Source organism: Mycobacterium sp., from assembly GCF_035274705.1.
Classification (GTDB): Bacteria; Actinomycetota; Actinomycetes; order Mycobacteriales; family Mycobacteriaceae; genus Mycobacterium.
Window position 1 is genome coordinate 1 of sequence record NZ_DATENY010000066.1, and the last position, 18,131, is coordinate 18,131.

15 protein-coding genes are annotated in these 18,131 nt (G+C 67.3%); 12 read left to right on the top strand and 3 right to left on the bottom strand.

Going from position 1 to position 18,131, the window contains the following annotated elements; all coding sequences use genetic code 11:
• From VJV41_RS15515 to VJV41_RS15530, 4 genes are all read left to right on the top strand, one after another.
• The coding region (locus VJV41_RS15515; RefSeq protein ID WP_325335199.1) for an ABC transporter substrate-binding protein at window positions 1-1,050 on the top strand (1,050 nt) is incomplete at its 5' end.
• Complete coding sequence (locus VJV41_RS15520) at window positions 1,047-1,937, top strand: ABC transporter permease (protein ID WP_325335201.1); 891 nt, start codon at window positions 1,047-1,049, stop codon at window positions 1,935-1,937. The genes VJV41_RS15515 and VJV41_RS15520, both read left to right, overlap by 4 nt.
• Window positions 1,934-2,680 (top strand): ABC transporter ATP-binding protein, encoded by a 747-nt coding sequence (locus tag VJV41_RS15525; RefSeq protein WP_325335203.1) that lies wholly within the window; start codon window positions 1,934-1,936, stop codon window positions 2,678-2,680. Before VJV41_RS15520 ends, VJV41_RS15525 begins: the two co-directional genes overlap by 4 nt.
• Window positions 2,677-5,361, top strand: coding sequence for a fumarate reductase/succinate dehydrogenase flavoprotein subunit (locus VJV41_RS15530; RefSeq protein ID WP_414684966.1), 2,685 nt, complete (start codon window positions 2,677-2,679; stop codon window positions 5,359-5,361). The genes VJV41_RS15525 and VJV41_RS15530 overlap by 4 nt, the downstream gene beginning before the upstream one ends.
• Here the strand turns inward: VJV41_RS15530 and VJV41_RS15535 are convergent.
• Together VJV41_RS15535 and VJV41_RS15540 are read right to left on the bottom strand one after the other, a co-directional pair.
• Window positions 5,358-6,566 (bottom strand): FAD-dependent monooxygenase, encoded by a 1,209-nt coding sequence (locus VJV41_RS15535; RefSeq protein WP_325335208.1) that lies wholly within the window; start codon window positions 6,564-6,566, stop codon window positions 5,358-5,360. The two genes, VJV41_RS15530 and VJV41_RS15535, sit on opposite strands and share 4 nt — an antisense overlap.
• Window positions 6,567-6,583: 17 nt before the next feature.
• Window positions 6,584-7,786: a serine hydrolase domain-containing protein gene (locus VJV41_RS15540; RefSeq protein ID WP_325335210.1), complete on the bottom strand. Its 1,203-nt coding sequence runs from the start codon at window positions 7,784-7,786 to the stop codon at window positions 6,584-6,586.
• A 106-nt stretch (window positions 7,787-7,892) separates the two neighbouring features.
• Here VJV41_RS15540 and pyrR point away from each other — a divergent pair, with 106 nt between their 5' ends.
• The 8 genes from pyrR to VJV41_RS15580 all read left to right on the top strand — a co-directional run bounded on the left by pyrR (window position 7,893) and on the right by VJV41_RS15580 (window position 17,068).
• On the top strand, window positions 7,893-8,468 hold the full coding sequence (gene pyrR, locus VJV41_RS15545) for a bifunctional pyr operon transcriptional regulator/uracil phosphoribosyltransferase PyrR (protein ID WP_325335212.1): 576 nt from the start codon (window positions 7,893-7,895) through the stop codon (window positions 8,466-8,468).
• Window positions 8,465-9,412: an aspartate carbamoyltransferase catalytic subunit gene (locus VJV41_RS15550; protein ID WP_325335213.1), complete on the top strand. Its 948-nt coding sequence runs from the start codon at window positions 8,465-8,467 to the stop codon at window positions 9,410-9,412. The genes pyrR and VJV41_RS15550 overlap by 4 nt, the downstream gene beginning before the upstream one ends.
• Window positions 9,409-10,701 (top strand): dihydroorotase, encoded by a 1,293-nt coding sequence (locus VJV41_RS15555; protein ID WP_325335215.1) that lies wholly within the window; start codon window positions 9,409-9,411, stop codon window positions 10,699-10,701. Before VJV41_RS15550 ends, VJV41_RS15555 begins: the two co-directional genes overlap by 4 nt.
• Window positions 10,698-11,198, top strand: a complete 501-nt coding sequence (locus tag VJV41_RS15560; protein WP_325335217.1) for a transporter — start codon at window positions 10,698-10,700, stop codon at window positions 11,196-11,198. The genes VJV41_RS15555 and VJV41_RS15560 overlap by 4 nt, the downstream gene beginning before the upstream one ends.
• Window positions 11,199-11,257: 59 nt before the next feature.
• Window positions 11,258-12,379: a glutamine-hydrolyzing carbamoyl-phosphate synthase small subunit gene (gene carA, locus VJV41_RS15565; RefSeq protein WP_325335249.1), complete on the top strand. Its 1,122-nt coding sequence runs from the start codon at window positions 11,258-11,260 to the stop codon at window positions 12,377-12,379.
• 89 nt (window positions 12,380-12,468) lie between these two features.
• Entirely contained in the window at window positions 12,469-15,807 is a 3,339-nt protein-coding gene (carB, locus tag VJV41_RS15570) for a carbamoyl-phosphate synthase large subunit (protein WP_325335219.1), read from the top strand.
• 2 nt (window positions 15,808-15,809) lie between these two features.
• Window positions 15,810-16,628: an orotidine-5'-phosphate decarboxylase gene (gene pyrF / locus VJV41_RS15575; RefSeq protein WP_325335221.1), complete on the top strand. Its 819-nt coding sequence runs from the start codon at window positions 15,810-15,812 to the stop codon at window positions 16,626-16,628.
• Window positions 16,625-17,068, top strand: a complete 444-nt coding sequence (locus VJV41_RS15580) for a hypothetical protein (protein ID WP_325335224.1) — start codon at window positions 16,625-16,627, stop codon at window positions 17,066-17,068. Before pyrF ends, VJV41_RS15580 begins: the two co-directional genes overlap by 4 nt.
• Here VJV41_RS15580 and VJV41_RS15585 read toward each other — a convergent pair.
• Window positions 17,058-18,107 carry a DUF2330 domain-containing protein gene (locus VJV41_RS15585; RefSeq protein ID WP_325335226.1) on the bottom strand — a complete coding sequence of 350 codons (1,050 nt, stop codon included), beginning with the start codon at window positions 18,105-18,107 and terminating at the stop codon, window positions 17,058-17,060. The genes VJV41_RS15580 and VJV41_RS15585 overlap by 11 nt on opposite strands.
• Window positions 18,108-18,131 lie beyond the last annotated feature (24 nt).

Below are 18,131 nucleotides of genomic sequence, written 5' to 3' on the forward strand. Positions count from 1 at the left end.
GTCACGGGATACAACCCCAAGGGTGGGCTGAACATGGTTGTGGTGGCGCCGAATTCATCGGCGCAGAAGCTCACCGACCTGGCCGGCCAGAAGGTGTCGGCGAGCGTCGGATCGGCCGGTCACGGCATGCTGGTGCAGGCACTACAGAAGGCCGGAATCGACCCGAAGACCGGCGTGGAGGTGCTCAACCAGCAGCCGCAGATCGGCGCGTCTGCGCTGGAATCCGGGCAGGTGCAAGGCCTCTCGCAGTTTGTCGCGTGGCCCGGCCTGCTGGTGTTCCAGGGCAAGGCCAGGCTCCTCTATGACGGCGCCGAGCTGAACTATCCGACGCTGCACGGCGTGGTCGTGCGCCGCGCCTACGCGGCCGAGCATCCCGAGGTGCTCGACGCGTTCCTGCAAGCGCAGCTGGACGCGACCGACTTCCTCAACTCCAAGCCACTCGAAGCCGCCCGCATCGTCGCCGAATCGGCCGGGCTGGCACAAGAGGTCGTGTACCTCTACAACGGCCCAGGCGGGACGTCGTTCGACACCACACTCAAGCCGTCTCTTGTCGAAGCGCTGAAAGGTGATGTGCCGTACCTGAAGTCCATCGGCGACTTCGCCGACCTCGACGTCACCGGCTTTGTCCAGGACGCACCGCTTCGGGCGGCGTTCAGCGCCCGCAGCCAGGACTACGGCAAGGCCGTCGCTGCCGCCGCCAACCCGTCAGCGCTCAGTGGCACCGACCCGGTGTGCAACACGCCTGTGAACGATCCGGCACGCGCCAGTGAGCTGTGGCTGGACGGGACGGACGCCACGCAGCCCGCTGCCAACCCGACCTGCCTGCTGAAGGCGATTCGCGATGCCACCGCGAGAGGCGCGAAGGTCCGCGCCGCTTACGTGCCCGACACCGAGCTCGGGACGCGCTGGTTCGCCGACAAGGCGGCGTGGGTGCGCGACGGACAGAACTATTTGCCGTTCGATACGCCGGCCGGTGCGCAGCGGTACATCGCCGCGCACCCAGGAACCGTCGGGGTGGACTACCAGCAGGCGCTGGCGGGGGCGGTATGACGACCGCGGACGCGAGGAGCATAGCTAGCACCGCCGATCCGGCCGTCGTCGCCGTCTTCGAGTCACCGGTGACACCGCGCCCCGCGGTGCGGCGTCCCCGCCTCGGCTCGCCCTGGCGCAGGCGGACGCTGCGGTTGGCGTCGGTAGTCGTCGCCGTCGGCTTGTGGCAGCTGTTGACTGCCAACGACATTCGGCTCTGGCTGAGGTTCGACACGCTGCCAACCGTCACCGAGGTGGCCTCGGCGCTGGTCAATCGCATTGGCACCCCGGAGTACTGGCTTGATTTGGGACAGTCGCTGATCCGGATCCTCACCGGGTTCGGCATGGCGGCGGTTGTGGGCGTGGTGACCGGCGTCTTGCTCGGCCGCTCGGCGGTGCTTTCCGATGTGTTCGGCCCGCTGACTGAATTGGCCCGGCCGATCCCGGCGATCGCGTTGGTGCCCGTGGCGATCCTGCTCTTTCCGACCGACGAGGCCGGCATCGTGTTCATCACTTTTCTCGCCGCCTACTTCCCGATCATGGTCAGCACGCGCCATGCGGTACGAGCCCTGCCGACGATCTGGGAAGACTCGGTGCGCACACTGGGCGGTGGACGATGGGACGTGCTGCGCCGCGTGGTGCTGCCCGGCATCCTGCCTGGACTGTTCGGCGGCCTGTCGGTCGGCATGGGCGTCGCATGGATCTGCGTGATCTCGGCGGAAATGATCTCCGGTCGCCTCGGTGTCGGCTACCGCACCTGGCAGGCGTACACGGTGTTGAACTATCCCGACGTGTTCGTCGGCATCATCACGATCGGCGTGCTCGGATTCGGCACTGCCGCCGCCGTCGAGCTCATCGGCAGGCGCGCCACACGCTGGCTGCCCCGCGGCGAGGAGAATGTGCGATGACGACCGCCATGGCAGAAGGCATGCGGCTCGAACTCGACGATGTCCGGTTGTCCTACACCGGCGTGCCGGTCGTCGACGGACTGAGTCTCACGGTGCAGCCAGGTGAGATCCTGGTGCTCACCGGGCCCTCGGGCTGCGGCAAGTCGACCGTGCTTCGGGCGCTGGCCGGACTGCTGGCGCCCGATGCGGGCCGGGTGCTTGCCGACGGCGGCGCGGTCGCCACCACCTCACGCGACCGCGGGATGGTGTTTCAGGACAGCGCGTTGTTGCCTTGGCGCACAGTGAGATCAAACATCGAGCTCGCACTCCAACTGCGCGGTGAGCCGCGCGCCGGACGACGTGAGCGCGCTGAACGCTGGATCGACGAGGTCGGGCTCACCGGGTTCGCCGACTACCTGCCCAAGAGCCTGTCCGGTGGGATGCGCCAGCGAGTGCAGCTTGCACGTGGGCTGGCCGGCGCGCCGCGGGCGGTGATGATGGACGAGCCGTTCGCCGCGCTGGACACCCAGACCCGCGCCGCGATGCAGCGGTTGCTGATCGACACGTGGCGGGCGCATCCGACAACCATCGTGTTCGTCACCCATGATGTCGACGAGGCGCTGACGCTGGGTGACCGGGTCGCCGTGCTTGGGCGTATCGGTCAACCGTTGCGGGCGCTTATCGGGGTGCCCGAGCCGCGCACCGAACACGTAGGACGCCAGGCGATTCGCGCTGAAGTCATTGCGGCTCTGGACTATTCGTGATGCAGATACCCGATGTGACCGACGTTGTCAGGCTGGACTGTGATGTGCTGGTGATCGGCGGCGGCACCGCAGGGACCATGGCGGCGCTGACCGCAGCTGAGCACGGGGCCCAGGTGCTGCTGCTGGAGAAGGCACACGTGCGGCATTCCGGCGCATTGGCGATGGGCATGGACGGCGTGAACAACGCGGTCATTCCCGGCAAGGCCACGCCGGAGGGCTACGTCGCCGAGATCACTCGCGCCAACGACGGAATCGTCAACCAGCGCACCATTTACCAGACCGCGACGCGCGGGTTCGCGATGGTGCAGCGGCTCGAGCGTTACGGCGTCAAGTTCGAGAAGGACGAACACGGCGAGTACGCGGTGCGCCGGGTGCACCGGTCGGGGTCCTATGTACTGCCGATGCCCGAAGGCAAAGACGTCAAGAAGGCGCTGTACCGGGTGCTGCGGCAGCGGTCGATGCGCGAGAAGATCCGGATCGAGAACCGGCTGATGCCGGTGCGCGTTCTCGTACAGGATGGTCGCGCCGTGGGCGCGGCCGCATTCAACTCGCGCACAGGAGAATTCGTCGCTGTTGCGGCGAAGGCCGTGATCCTGGCCACCGGTGCGTGCGGGCGGCTTGGCCTACCCGCGTCGGGCTACCTCTACGGCACCTATGAGAACCCGACGAATGCCGGCGACGGGTATTCGATGGCGTACCACGCCGGTGCAGAGCTGTCGGGTATCGAATGTTTTCAGGTCAATCCGTTGATCAAGGATTACAACGGACCGGCGTGCGCATATGTGGCCAACCCGTTCGGCGGCTATCAGGTCAACGCACTGGGGGAGCGCTTCGTCGACTCCGACTACTGGTCGGGTCAGATGATGGCGGAAGTCAAACGCGAGATCGAATCCGCTCGCGGCCCGATCTATCTGAAGGTCAGCCATCTTCCCGACGAGACGCTCACCGCACTGGAAAACATCCTGCACACCACCGAACGACCGACCCGCGGAACTTTTCACGCCAACCGCGGCCACGACTACCGCACCCATGACGTCGAGATGCACATCTCCGAGATCGGGCTGTGCAGCGGCCATTCCGCATCCGGGGTCTGGGTCGACGAACACGCGCGCACGACGGTTCCTGGGCTGTATGCAGCGGGCGATCTGGCTTGTGTGCCGCACAACTACATGATCGGTGCGTTCGTCTACGGCGATTTGGCCGGCGAGCACGCGGCGTCGACCGTGTCGGAAGTCGCCACGCCGGTTGAGCTTCCGGCCGGGCAGCTGGCGGAGGCGCACGAACTCATCTACCACCCGCTACGGCATCCCGAAGGTCCGCCGCAACCTCAGGTCGAGTACAAGCTGCGGCGGTTCGTCAACGACTATGTGGCGCCGCCGAAGACGGCGACGAAGCTGTCGATCGCCGTGCAGACGTTCGAGCGGATGCGCGAGGAAATCGCCGAGATGGGCGCGACGACGCCGCACGAGCTGATGCGGGCCGTGGAGGTCTCGTTCATCCGCGACTGTGCCGAAATGGCCGCCCGCTCATCGCTCACTCGCACCGAATCGCGGTGGGGCCTCTATCACGACCGGGCCGACATACCCGACCGCGACGACGAGGCGTGGCGGTATCACTTGAATCTTCGCAAGGCTGCCGGCGGCGCGATGGAATTCCTCAAGCGCCCGGTCGCACCGTATTTCGTGCCCGTGCCAGACCTCGAGCATCTGCCGTCGCAGCAACCGGTGCTACCGGCGGAGCAGCCCCCGCTGGCCGTGGGACGGGCGCCGGCAACCGCAGAGTCGAGGGTGCGCCCCGCCGGGCTGGGGCAGCCGCCGTCGCCGCGGATTGTCCAAGTACTGGCGCTCGAGTCGCCTGGTGTCGGGGAACTGGCGGAGTTCTTGAGCGACGCCGATTCCGGTGTGCGGCGCACTGCGGTATCGACGCTGATCGAGCACCTGCCAGAGGGATACTCGGCCGCGCTACTGAACGCATTGCACGACGACGATGCGGAAGTTCGCCGCGTCGCTGCCGACGGAGTTCGGGAATTGGTCGAGGTGCTGCCGGAGCCCGAAGCCATTGCGACACAGCTGTCGTCGTCCGACCCGGTGGTCCGCGCCGTAGCGGTCTATCTGCTCAGCGCTCGCCGCGCCGGCGACGGCGGGGACTACCGGCGGGGGTTGGCGGATGATGACCACCGGGTGCGCATCGAGGCCGTGCGGGCGCTGGTGTCCGTCGACGACCCCGATGGCGTGGGGCTGGCGGCGTGCGACGACAACCGCGAGGTGCGCATCGCGGCGGCCAACGGGCTGGCCACATTGCGTGCCGGCGCGGATACGGTGCGCCGGTTGGTCGCCGATACGGATCCGCTCGTGCGGGCGGCGGCGCTGGCGGCTCTCGGCGAGGTCGGATGCGACGAGGACGATGTCGCCCAGGTGCAGGGGGCGTTATCCGAACCCGCCTGGCAGGTCCGTGAGGGCGCAGCCAAGGCGCTCGCGGGCGCGACGGCATCGGTGGCGGTGCCGGCGTTGTCCAGGGCACTGGCCGATCGACATCTCGACGTGCGCAAGGCTGCGGTGCTCAGCTTGACGCGGTGGGCGGCCACGGAACCCGCCGCATCCGATGCACTCGGGCTGGCCCTCGAAGACGGCGACGCTGACGTACGTGCCTACGCCCGGCAGGCGTTGGCGACGGCGAGCTAAGCCGGCGAGTAGTTCGGCAGCTCGATCGCATCGGCGGTGGTGAACCACTTCTTCTCGGCGTAGGACCGAAATGGCCAGCGCTGCATCCACTTCATCGCTTGTGCAGTGATGGCGATGTCGCTGGCCGACTTCGGGAGATAGCCGTCGATACCGTTGGGCAGATCCTGGCAGCGGGCGATGTATGGCCGCATCACGTCCTCGTATCGCTTCAGCGCTGCTGGGAAGCCCCGGCCATCAAAGGAATCAGCCGGTCCCAGTTCGCCGGCCAACACGTACGCGCCGACCAGCGCCAGGCTCGTTCCCATGCCGCTGAGCGGTGAGGCGCAGAAGCCGGCATCGCCGAGCAGCGTCACCCTGCCTTGCGAGATCGTCGGCATCTTCACCTGAGCGAAGGAGTCGAAGTAGAAGTCGTCCGCGTCGGCCGCCGCTGACAGCAGGGCGTCACACTGCCACCCTGCGCTCGCGAAATGCTTTGCGAGCAAGGCGCGTTGCTCGTCGGGGTTGCGCCGGTCATAGGCGACGGGTTCGGAGCGAAACGCCAATCCGGCCTTGCACAGCGACGGGTCGTGCGACGGTCGCATCGACGCGTTGAGGCCGGGTGCCTGATACATCAGATACCAGCCGTCGAGTCCGACGGTGTCGGGCGCGGTGAACCACGCGTTGTACCCGCCGAGGGGTTTGACGAATTGTTCTTCGGGGCCGAACACCAAGCGGCGCACCGCCGAATGCGGCCCGTCGGCGCCGACGATCAGATCGGCCGACAGTGTGGATCCGTCGGTCAGCCTTGCTTCAACCGCTCCCTCTGTTTGGCTGATTTCTTCGATGCGCGTGCTGAACCGGTATTCGGTGTAGTTCTTCGTCTCTCGGTACAGCACATCGACCAGGTCGCCGCGCAGGATCTCGAGCTTGGACACCAGACCGTTGCCGTGGAAGGCGGTGACGGGCATCTCGGCTCGCCGGCTGCCGTCGGCCTTGATCCACGCGACGCCCCGCTGATCGAGGGAGCGCTCGCGCATCTGGCCGATCAAGCCCATTCGCTCGACCACGTCACCGCCTGCGCCGCGCAGGTCGACCGTCTGCCCGCCGGGCCGGATACCGTCGGCGAGTTCGACGATCGTCACGCGATAGCCGCTCTTTGCAAGCCAATAGGCCAAGGCCGGACCGGCGATGCCGGCCCCACTGATGAGCACAGATGGTTGAGGCATGGCGGCCAGCGTAAACGCTAGATGTCGAGGGCCTGGTAGGTCCTGCGGACGAACTTCGGTTGCGCGCTTTGGAGTTTGGCAAGCGACGTGTTGCCGGCGACCGCGGCCGCGTCGACGGTCAGGTCCGGATGATTTTGAATCAGGTAGATCAGGATCAGGTCCGCCGAGGGATCGGCCTGCCACCACGTCCCGTACGCGCCGGGCCAACTGAACGAGCCCAATCCGCCCGGGCCGAACAATTGCCGCGACTTCGCCGGGTCAGTCACGACCGACAAGTTCAACCCGAATCCGCGACCCACCCAAAACGGCGCTCCCAGAAAGGGATAACGTTTCTGTTCCTCGGTGAGCCGATCGGTCCGCATCAGTCGCGCCGACTCCTCGGAGAGCACCCGCACGCCGTCCACCGCGCCGAAGCCGAGCAGCATCCGCGCGAACTTCAAGTAGTCGTCGGCCGTCGACCACAACCCGGCCCCTCCCGTGCAGAACGGGGGATCTGTGATTGGCGCGGGGCCCATCACGTCATGGCGCAATACATTGTCCGCGTCGAGCTTGTACATCGTCGCCGCGCGCCGCCGTCCAGCCGCGCTGACGCTGAAGCCGGTGTCGGGCATGTCCAACGGCTCGAATATCCGCTCGGTCAGGACATCCGCCAGCGACTTGCCCTCGATACGAGACAGCGCGATACCGAGCACGTCGGTGGCATGGCTGTAGGTAAGCCGATCACCGGGTTGATGTGCGAGTGGCAGTTTGGCCAGCTCGGCAATCCATCGATCCTGATCCTGTCGATGGGACATCCTGCCGTAGGCGGCGCTCAACGGTCCGGGCACCGAGAACACGTACGCCAGCCCGCTGCGGTGTGTCATCAGATCCTCGATCGTGATGAGCCGCCGCGCCGGCGCGGTCTTGTCCACCGGCCCTGTCGGATCCAACAACACCCGCATGTCGGATAACTCCGGCAGCCACCGTGCCACCGGATCGGTCAGCGCCAGCTTGCCTTCTTCGGCCAAGCTCATCGCCGCGGCGACCGTCACCGGCTTGGTCATCGATGCGATCCGGAAGATGGTGTCCCGCTGCATCGGCAGCCTCGCGTCAACATCGCGGTAGCCCAGTTCGTTGACCTGCAGAATCTCGCCCGACTTCCACGCCACCGTCACAGCGCCGGCGAGCAGGCCCGCGTCGATGGCTTCCCGAACGGATGCCTGGTTGCCGTCGAGTTTCACCGCGCCAGCCTACGGGCGGCCGTTGGCGGGATGCTAAGCTGCCCCGCAGTTCGACGTCCTTTAACGAGCCGTCCAGTGAGGCGGAGAAGGAGGTCAGAGTCGCTTCATGGGCTCGACTGGCACCGACCGGGAATTGATGTCCGCAGCGGACGTCGGCCGGACTATCTCCCGCATCGCCCATCAGATCATCGAAAAGACCGCTTTGGATGATCCTGCCGGTTCTTCTCATATCATCCTGCTCGGCATCCCCACCAGGGGCGTCACCCTGGCGGCCCGGCTGGCCGAGAAGATCAAGGAATTCTCCGGCGTCACGGTTCCGCACGGCGCGCTGGACATCACGCTGTACCGCGACGACCTCGACCACAAGCCGCCCCGGCCGCTGGAGGACACGTCGATCCCTGAGGGCGGCATCGATGACACTCTGGTCGTCCTCGTCGACGACGTCCTCTATACCGGTCGCTCGGTCCGCTCGGCGCTGGACGCGCTGCGCGACATCGGCCGGCCTCGCGCCGTTCAGCTCGCGGTCCTCGTCGACCGCGGCCACCGCGAGCTCCCACTGCGCGCCGACTACGTCGGCAAGAACGTGCCCACCTCGCGGAGCGAAAACGTCAAGGTGCGCCTCACCGAAGACGATCAAGTCGACGGCATCTGGATCGCGCCGCACGGAGGGCCTGAACGATGAAGCATCTACTGTCAGCGGCCGACCTGACCCGAGACCAAGCGCTGGCGATACTCGACGATGCCGACCGGTTCAGCCAGGCGCTGCTGGGCCGTGAGGTGAAGAAGCTGCCGACGCTGCGTGGCCGCACCATCATCACGATGTTCTACGAGAACTCCACCCGCACCCGAGTGTCGTTCGAGGTCGCGGGCAAGTGGATGAGCGCCGACGTCATCAACGTCAGCGCGTCGGGATCCTCTGTGTCCAAGGGCGAATCGCTGCGCGACACCGCGTTGACCTTGCGGGCGGCGGGCGCCGACGCGCTGATCATCCGTCACCCCGCGTCGGGCGCGGCCCAGCAGCTGGCCGAGTGGACAGCCACCGAACACGGCGGCCCGGTGGTGATCAACGCCGGCGACGGCACCCACGAACACCCAACTCAGGCGCTGCTCGACGCGCTGACCATCCGACAGCGGCTCGGCGATATCGAGGGCAAGCGGGTCGTGATCGTCGGCGACGTCCTGCACAGCCGCGTGGCGCGCTCCAATGTCCTGCTGCTCCACACGCTCGGTGCCGAAGTGGTTCTCGTCGCGCCGCCCACGCTGCTGCCGGTCGGGGTGGCCGGCTGGCCCGTCACCGTGTCGCATGACCTCGACGCCGAACTCCCCATCGCCGACGCGGTGCTGATGCTGCGTGTCCAGGCCGAGCGGATGAACGGCGGCTTCTTCCCGTCGGCCAGGGAGTACTCGGTGCTCTACGGACTCTCCGAGAAGCGGCAGGCGATGCTTCCGGGCAATGCGGTGGTGCTGCATCCGGGCCCCATGGTGCGCGGCATGGAGATCGCCTTCTCGGTCGCAGATTCCGCGCAATCAGCGGTCCTGCAACAGGTTTCAAACGGCGTGCACGTCCGGATGGCGGTGTTGTTCCACTTACTCGTGGGCGCGGAGCTGGAAGCGATCAGCGCATGAGCGTGATGGTTCGGGGAGTGCGGCTCTACGGCGAGGGCGACCGCGTCGACGTGCTGGTCAGCGACGGCCAGATCGCCGGTATCGGCGTGGACTTGGCCATCCCGAGCGACGCCGACGTGTTTGATGCCACCGATCAGATCCTGCTTCCCGGCTTCGTCGACCTTCACACCCACCTGCGTGAGCCGGGCCGGGAGTACGCCGAAGACATCGAAACTGGTTCGGCCGCAGCGGCTTTGGGCGGATTCACCGCCGTGTTCGCGATGGCCAACACCAACCCGGTCGCCGATAGCCCCGTCGTCACCGACCACGTCTGGCACCGCGGTCAACAGGTCGGACTCGTCGACGTGCATCCCGTCGGCGCGGTCACCATGCGGCTGGAGGGAAAGCAGCTCACCGAGATGGGCATGATGGCCGCCGGGGCCGGGCAGGTGCGGATGTTCTCCGACGACGGCATCTGCGTGCACGACCCGCTGATCATGCGGCGCGCCCTCGAGTACGCGACGGGCCTCGGTGTGCTGATCGCCCAGCACGCCGAAGAGCCGCGGCTCACCGTCGGCGCCGTCGCGCACGAAGGACCCAACGCCGCTCGGCTCGGACTGGCGGGCTGGCCCCGCGCCGCCGAGGAATCCATCGTCGCCCGTGACGCCCTGCTGGCCCGCGACGCGGGAGCGCGGGTGCACATCTGCCACGCGTCCACCGCGGGAACGGTCGAAATCATCAGATGGGCTAAGGCGCAGGGCATTTCGATCACCGCCGAGGTAACGCCGCATCACCTGCTGCTGGACGACAGTCGGCTTGCCACCTATGACGGCCGCAACCGTGTCAACCCGCCGCTGCGTGAGGCCTCCGACGCCGAAGCGCTGCGCCAGGCGTTGGCCGAAGGCGTCATCGACTGCGTGGCGACCGATCACGCTCCGCATGCCGAGCACGAGAAGTTCTGTGAGTTCGCCCAGGCGCGGCCCGGCATGCTCGGCCTGCAGACCGCGCTGTCGGTGGTGGTCGAGACGATGGTGCGACCCGGCCTGCTGACATGGCGCGACGTCGCCCGAGTGATGAGCGAAAACCCCGCCCGCATAGCCGGTTTGCCAGATCAGGGTCGACCCCTCGAAGTCGGCGAGCCGGCCAACCTCGCCGTCGTCGACCCCGACGCCACCTGGACCGTCGAGGGCACCGCATTGGCCAGCCGGTCGGACAACACCCCCTACGAGTCCATGGAGCTGCCTGCGGCCGTCACCCTGACGCTGCTGCGGGGCAAGGTGACCGCGCGCGACGGGAAGAGCCCGGCATGAACACCGGCACCCTCGTCACATCGCTGATCATGGCCGCGGTGGTCGCGGTGCTGATCGCGTTCCTGATCCGGCAGATGCTGCGCGGCTGGTTGCGCCGGGCGCAGCGCCAGGCGCAATTGATCGGCACGCTGCCGGCTCTGCCGGATTCCGTCGGCCCGGCATTGATCCCCGCGACCAAGGGCCTTTATGTCGGCAGCACGCTGGCACCGAGCTGGCTGGACCGCATCGCCGTCGGTGACCTCGGCTACCGCGCCAAGGCCGTGCTGACCCGTTATCCCGAAGGAATCATGTTGCAGCGCACCGGCGCAGTCCCGATCTGGATACCCGACGAGGCGATCGCCGCGATCCGCACGGAGAAGGGCATCGCGGGCAAGGCGATGACCCACGAAGGCATCTTGGCCATCAGGTGGCGATTGCCGTCGGGAACGGAGATCGACACAGGGTTCCGCGCGGACAACCGCGACGAGTATTCGAAATGGCTGGAGGGGGTGGCATGAGCGCGAGCGAGAAGCGCTGGGGGCACCTCCCGCCCGGAGGGCAGGGGGACGGATCGCGCATGGGCAAGGCGGTGCTCGTCCTCGAGGACGGCCGCATCTTCACGGGCGCTCCGTTCGGGGCCGTCGGGCAGACGCTGGGCGAGGCAGTGTTCTCCACCGGTATGTCCGGCTACCAGGAGACGCTCACCGATCCGAGCTATCACGGGCAGATCGTCATTGCCACCGCGCCCCAGATCGGCAACACCGGCTGGAACCACGAGGACGCCGAAAGCCGGGGCGACAAGATCTGGGTCGCCGGTTACGCAGTACGCGACCCGTCGCCGCGAGCATCGAACTGGCGGGCCACCGGCACGCTCGAGGACGAGCTGATCCGTCAGGGCGTCGTCGGCGTCGCCGGTATCGATACCCGCGCGGTGGTGCGCCATCTGCGCAGCCTTGGCTCGATGAAGGCGGGCGTGTTCGCCGGTGATGCACTGGCCGACGCCGACGAGCTGCTTTCCCGGGTTCGAAGCCAGCCCTCGATGCTCGGTGCCAACCTCGCAGGACAGGTCAGCACCGACGCGACCTATGTCGTGGAACCTGATGGACCGCAACGCTTTACCGTGGCGGCGATCGACCTCGGCATCAAGACCAACACACCGCGTAATTTCGCCCGCCGCGGCATCCGTAGCCATGTGCTGCCGTCGACGGTGGAGTTCGAGCAGATCGCTGACCTGAAACCGGACGGGGTGTTCTTGTCCAACGGGCCGGGCGATCCTGCGACCGCCGACCACATCGTCGGCGTCACCCGTGCGGTGCTGGGCGCCGGCATCCCGTTGTTCGGCATCTGCTTCGGCAATCAGATCCTCGGTCGGGCGCTTGGCCGTTCGACGTACAAGATGGTGTTCGGGCACCGCGGCATCAATGTGCCGGTGATCGATCACGCCACCGGCCGCGTCGCGGTGACCGCGCAGAACCACGGGTTCGCATTAGAAGGAGAGCGGGGCGAGGTTTTTGATACCCCGTTCGGCCTCGCCGAGGTCAGCCACACCTGCGCCAACGACGGAGTCGTTGAAGGAATCAAACTCGCTGATGGGCGCGCCTTTTCGGTGCAGTACCACCCGGAGGCGGCGGCGGGCCCGCACGACGCCGAGTACCTGTTCGACCAATTCGTCGACCTGATGGCAGGGGAGAGCCGCTGATGCTTCCTCCCGCGAGCGTGCACATTTGTATAGATTTTCGCGGCGTGTCGTGTGCAAACACGCGCGCTCGCGGGGAAAGGGAGCGCTAAGTGCCGCGGCGGACTGACCTCAACCACGTGCTGGTGATCGGCTCCGGGCCGATCGTCATCGGACAGGCCTGCGAGTTCGACTACTCCGGCACGCAGGCATGCCGTGTGCTGCGCGCCGAGGGCCTACAGGTCAGTCTGGTCAACTCCAACCCGGCGACGATCATGACCGACCCGGAGTTCGCCGATCACACCTACGTCGAGCCGATCACGCCGGCGTTCGTCGAGCGTGTGATCGCCCAACAAGCCGAGCGCGGCAACAAGATCGACGCGCTGCTCGCCACGCTGGGCGGGCAGACGGCGTTGAACACCGCCGTGGCGCTGTACGAAAACGGCGTGCTGGAAAAGTACGGCGTCGAGCTGATCGGTGCCGACTTCGAAGCGATTCAACGCGGCGAGGACCGGCAGCGATTCAAGGACATCGTCGCCAAGGTGGGTGGCGAATCTGCCCGCTCGCGTGTGTGTTTCACCATGGACGAGGTCCGCGAGACCGTCGAGGAGCTCGGTCTGCCGGTGGTGGTGCGGCCATCGTTCACGATGGGCGGCCTCGGCTCGGGCATGGCGTATTCGGCCGACGATGTCGATCGGATGGCCGGTGACGGGCTGGCCGCCTCGCCGAGCGCCAACGTGCTGATCGAGGAATCCATCTTCGGCTGGAAGGAATTCGAGCTCGAGCTGATGCGCGACGGCCACGACAACGTGGTGGTCGTGTGCTCGATCGAAAACGTCGACCCGATGGGTGTGCACACCGGCGACTCGGTGACCGTCGCACCGGCGATGACGCTCACGGACCGCGAATACCAGAAGATGCGCGACCTCGGCATCGCGATTCTGCGCGAGGTCGGGGTCGACACCGGCGGCTGCAACATCCAATTCGCGGTCAACCCGCGAGACGGCCGGCTCATCGTCATCGAGATGAACCCACGCGTATCGCGGTCCAGCGCCTTGGCGTCGAAGGCCACCGGCTTCCCGATCGCCAAGATCGCCGCCAAGCTCGCGATCGGCTACACGCTCGACGAGATCCTCAACGACATCACCAAGGAAACCCCGGCCTGCTTCGAGCCGACGCTGGACTACGTCGTGGTCAAGGCGCCGCGGTTCGCGTTCGAGAAGTTCCCCGGCGCTGACCCGACACTGACCACCACGATGAAGTCGGTCGGCGAGGCGATGTCGTTGGGCCGCAACTTCATCGAGGCCCTCGGTAAGGTGATGCGCTCGCTGGAGACCGGTCGCGCCGGATTCTGGACGGCGCCCGATCCGGACGTATCGGTCAACGACCTCCTGGAGGGGCTCAAGACGCCGACGGACGGGCGGCTCTACGACATGGAGCTGGCGCTGCGGCTCGGTGCGACCGTCGAGCAGGTGGCGGAGGCGTCGGGGGTCGACCCGTGGTTCGTCGAACAGATCGCCGGGCTGGTCGTGCTGCGGTCTGAGCTGCTCGACGCCCCGGTGCTCGACGAGGAACTGCTGCGGCGCAGCAAGCACTACGGCCTCTCGGACCGCCAGATCGCCGCGCTGCGACCAGAATTGGCCGGCGAGGTCGGTGTGCGGGCGCTCCGGGGACGGCTCGGCATCCATCCGGTGTTCAAGACGGTGGACACTTGCGCGGCCGAGTTCGAGGCCAAGACGCCGTATCACTACAGCAGCTACGAGCTTGACCCCGCCGGTGAGACCGAGGTGGCCCCGCAGGCCGAGAAGCCCAAGGTACTCATCCTCGGGTCGGGACCCAACCGGATCGGGCAGGGCATCGAATTCGACTACAGCTGCGTGCACGCCGCAACCACGTTGAGCCAGGCCGGCTTCGAGACGGTCATGATCAATTGCAATCCCGAGACCGTGTCCACCGACTACGACACGGCCGACCGGCTGTACTTCGAACCGCTGACCTTCGAGGACGTGCTCGAAATCTTCTATGCGGAACAGCAATCGGGTACGGGCGGTCCCGGCGTGGTCGGGGTGATCGTGCAGCTCGGCGGACAGACTCCGCTGGGATTGGCCGAGCGTCTCGAGAATGCCGGTGTGCCAATCGTCGGGACCAGCCCCAAAGCCATCGACCTGGCCGAGGACCGCGGTGCGTTCGGCGAAGTGTTGCGGGCCGCCGGGCTGCCGGCACCGAGGTTCGGCATGGCCACCAGCTTCGAGCAGGCCCGCCGCATCGCCGCCGACATCGGCTACCCGGTACTCGTGCGGCCGTCCTATGTGCTCGGCGGTCGCGGCATGGAGATCGTCTACGACGACCAGACGCTGGAGGGCTACATCACCCGCGCCACCCAGCTGTCGCCTGAGCACCCCGTGCTGGTCGACCGGTTCCTCGAAGATGCCATCGAGATCGACGTCGACGCGTTGTGCGACGGTGCCGAGGTGTACATCGGCGGGATCATGGAGCACATCGAGGAAGCCGGCATCCACTCCGGCGACTCGGCCTGCGCGCTACCGCCGGTGACGCTGGGCCGCAGCGACATCGAGTCGGTGCGACGCGCCACCGAGGCGATCGCCCACGGTATCGGGGTGGTCGGCTTGCTCAACGTGCAGTACGCGCTCAAGGACGACGTGCTGTACGTGCTGGAGGCCAACCCGCGGGCCAGCCGTACGGTGCCGTTCGTATCGAAGGCCACCGCAATTCCGCTGGCCAAGGCGTGCGCACGAATCATGCTGGGCGCCACGATCGCCCAGCTACGTGAGGAAGGCGTGCTGGCCCGCACAGGTGACGGCGCGATCGCCGGCCGCAACGCGCCCGTCGCCGTCAAGGAGGCCGTGCTGCCGTTCAACCGGTTCCGCAAGGCCGACGGCGCACAGGTCGACTCACTCCTCGGCCCGGAGATGAAGTCCACCGGCGAGGTGATGGGCATCGACCACGACTTCGGCAGCGCGTTCGCCAAGAGCCAGACCGCCGCGTACGGTTCGCTGCCCTCTGAGGGGACGGTATTCGTCTCGGTGGCCAACCGCGACAAGCGCTCACTGGTGTTCCCGGTGAAACGCTTGGCCGACTTGGGCTTCCGTGTGCTGGCCACCGCGGGCACGGCGGAGATGCTGCGGCGCAACGGTATCCCGTGCGATGAGGTACGCAAGCACTTCGAGGAACCCAGCGCCGACCGACCACCGTTGTCGGCCGTCGACGCGATTCGCGCCGGCGAGGTCGACATGGTCATCAACACCCCGTACGGCAACTCCGGTCCCCGCATAGACGGCTACGAAATCCGTTCGGCGGCGGTCTCTATGAACATTCCGTGCGTGACGACGGTGCAGGGCGCCTCCGCTGCGGTGCAGGGCATCGAGGCCGGCATCCGCGGCGATATCGGCGTGATGTCGCTGCAAGAGCTGCACAGCGTGCTGGGGCCGTAGGCGTGGGCGGGTTTGGTCGCCGGCTGGCCGACGCGGTGTCACGGCGAGGCCCGCTGTGCCCCGGCATCGACCCGCACAAGGAGCTTCTGCAGGCCTGGGGCCTGTCGGGGGACGCCGACGGGCTCGCTAAGTTCTGCGACGTATGCGTAACCGCCTACGCGGACTTCGCGATCGTAAAGCCTCAGGTCGCGTTCTTCGAGGCATACGGCGCGGCGGGCTACGCCGTGCTGGAGCGCACCATCGGCGCACTGCGTGACCAAGGAGTGCTGGTGCTGGCCGACGCCAAGCGCGGCGACATCGGCTCGACGATGGCCGCCTACGCCGAAGCGTGGGCCGGCGATTCACCGCTGGCCGCCGACGCGGTGACGGTCACGCCGTACCTGGGTTTCGCCGCGCTACAACCGATTCTGGACACCGCCGCGGCGCACGATCGAGGGGTGTTCGTCCTCGCGGCTACGTCCAACCCGGAGGGCGCCTCCGTACAGCGCGCCGAAGTCGGGGGCCGGAGCGTCGCGCAATCGATCGTCGACGCCGCGGCCGCGGTCAACCGGGACGCGCTGCCTGAGCCCGGTTCGGTGGGCGTCGTCGTCGGCGCGACGCTGACCGACCCGCCCGACCTCAGCGATCTTCACGGCCCGGTCCTGGTCCCCGGTGTTGGCGCGCAGGGCGGGCGGCCCGAGGCCCTGAAAGGCTTCGGCGGCGCGCGTCCGGGGCAGCTGTTACCCGCGGTGTCGCGTGAGCTGCTGCGCGAAGGACCCGACGTGGCCGCGCTGCGCGCCGCAGCCGAACGCATGCGCGACGCGGTGGCATATCTGGCATGACCGCCTACGACGTCGCGGCCTGGACTGACTTCGCCAACACGGTCGCCGGGGGAGCGGCCGCACTTGCCGGTCTGCTGTTCGTCGGGTTGTCGCTGAATCTGGCCGAGGTTCTCAAGTACCCCGGCGTCCCCGCACGCGCGGCGGCGACACCCGGGCAGGACCATCGCGCGCTGGCCGTCGAACTCGGCGTGATCGGGCTAGGCACGGCGGTGCTCACCGCCATTTTCGGCCTGCAGCAGAAGGGTTCGAGCCCACATCCGGCGCGCGCGCTGACGTCGATGGTGCTGCTGGGCGTCCCTGCGCTGATGTTGATCGTCGGCGGTGTCTCGACGTGGTCACAGTCAGGCGGCGGACTTTATTGGTTAACTGCCGCTGTCGCAACGGGTTTCGCGTCCGCGACCGGCAACGCATGGGTGTTGCTGGTCGAGATCAAGCGCTGACCTTGCGTGCGCGTCGGGCCAGCACCACGACGACCACCACGACGGCCGAGGCGAGCACCGCGAGCAGGATCAGGCCCATCACGTCGCCGTGGTTGCGTGTGCGATAGATGACTTGCTGGTACGGGGTGTCGGATGCTGCCCGCTCGAATACGTAGTCGCCGTCGATGGATGCCGGGTCGTAGATGCGGTCGCTCCAGCGGGTCAGGAATGCGCCTTCGCCGACGTAGCCCGCGAGGGGCGCCGCCACGTCGGAATCCAGATGCCCGGCGAATTCCAGGGTCGGCGTCTGGCCGGCGACGGGCACTGTCGTCGGGTCCATTCGATGGTCGGCGAGGACGTAAAGGTCGACATACTGCGGCGTGGTTGCCGCGCGGGACAGTCGCATCGGGTAGACGACTGTGTCGGAGCGAAAGGACAGGCGCAGCGGCTGAAGGCCGCCGGTCAGCGACCCGCGATCTTCTGCCGGCGCGAGCTGAATCGCGACGATCTCCCATCGATCGGCGAGATACGGTGCGAGGTTTTGATCCAAGCCCTCTGGATGCGGAAAGCCTTTGTCCGCCAACCATTTTGCGAGTGCAGCCGGATCGTCGGCGGCCAGCCGTGTGACGTCGAACGGCCCGATTCGCTGACTGCCCAGCACATTGACCGCACCGCCGCTCGGTGCGCCCGCGGTGTCGGGTGCGGTACGGCTAGGGAACAGCCACGTGAACGTCGGCCACCAGGCGTCGCGGTACTCAACGCGCGGAGACGTGAGCCGGCCGAGCTGATCGAACACCTGGGCATCGCCAAGTGATACCTGGGCCGCCGACGGTGCGGGCATCACCCACGCGGCCGTGTCGGAACTGCCTGCAACGTCGAACGACATCAGGATGTCCTCGGCCGTGCCGTCCCACGCGATCAATGCGCGCTCGTCGACGACGGACGCGCCGGACCGGTTGGGGATGTACGCGCCGCAACCGCACGCCCACGCCGGGCTCGCCACGCTCGACACGAGACCGCCGACAACCAGCGCGAGCACGGCACAGACCGAGCGGAACACGCCACGACCGTATCGTCAGGCCAG

What these genes read in the sequence shown, in the direction of transcription:
- VJV41_RS15555 (WP_325335215.1), top strand. Translation starts at nt 9,409, where the DNA reads ATGAGCGTGATGGTTCGGGGAGTGCGGCTCTACGGCGAGGGCGACCGC.
- VJV41_RS15525 (WP_325335203.1), top strand. Translation starts at nt 1,934, where the DNA reads ATGACGACCGCCATGGCAGAAGGCATGCGGCTCGAACTCGACGATGTC.
- pyrR (WP_325335212.1), top strand. Translation starts at nt 7,893, where the DNA reads ATGGGCTCGACTGGCACCGACCGGGAATTGATGTCCGCAGCGGACGTC.
- carA (WP_325335249.1), top strand. Translation starts at nt 11,258, where the DNA reads ATGGGCAAGGCGGTGCTCGTCCTCGAGGACGGCCGCATCTTCACGGGC.
- VJV41_RS15520 (WP_325335201.1), top strand. Translation starts at nt 1,047, where the DNA reads ATGACGACCGCGGACGCGAGGAGCATAGCTAGCACCGCCGATCCGGCC.
- VJV41_RS15580 (WP_325335224.1), top strand. Translation starts at nt 16,625, where the DNA reads ATGACCGCCTACGACGTCGCGGCCTGGACTGACTTCGCCAACACGGTC.
- VJV41_RS15535 (WP_325335208.1), bottom strand. Translation starts at nt 6,566, where the DNA reads ATGCCTCAACCATCTGTGCTCATCAGTGGGGCCGGCATCGCCGGTCCG.
- VJV41_RS15550 (WP_325335213.1), top strand. Translation starts at nt 8,465, where the DNA reads ATGAAGCATCTACTGTCAGCGGCCGACCTGACCCGAGACCAAGCGCTG.
- VJV41_RS15560 (WP_325335217.1), top strand. Translation starts at nt 10,698, where the DNA reads ATGAACACCGGCACCCTCGTCACATCGCTGATCATGGCCGCGGTGGTC.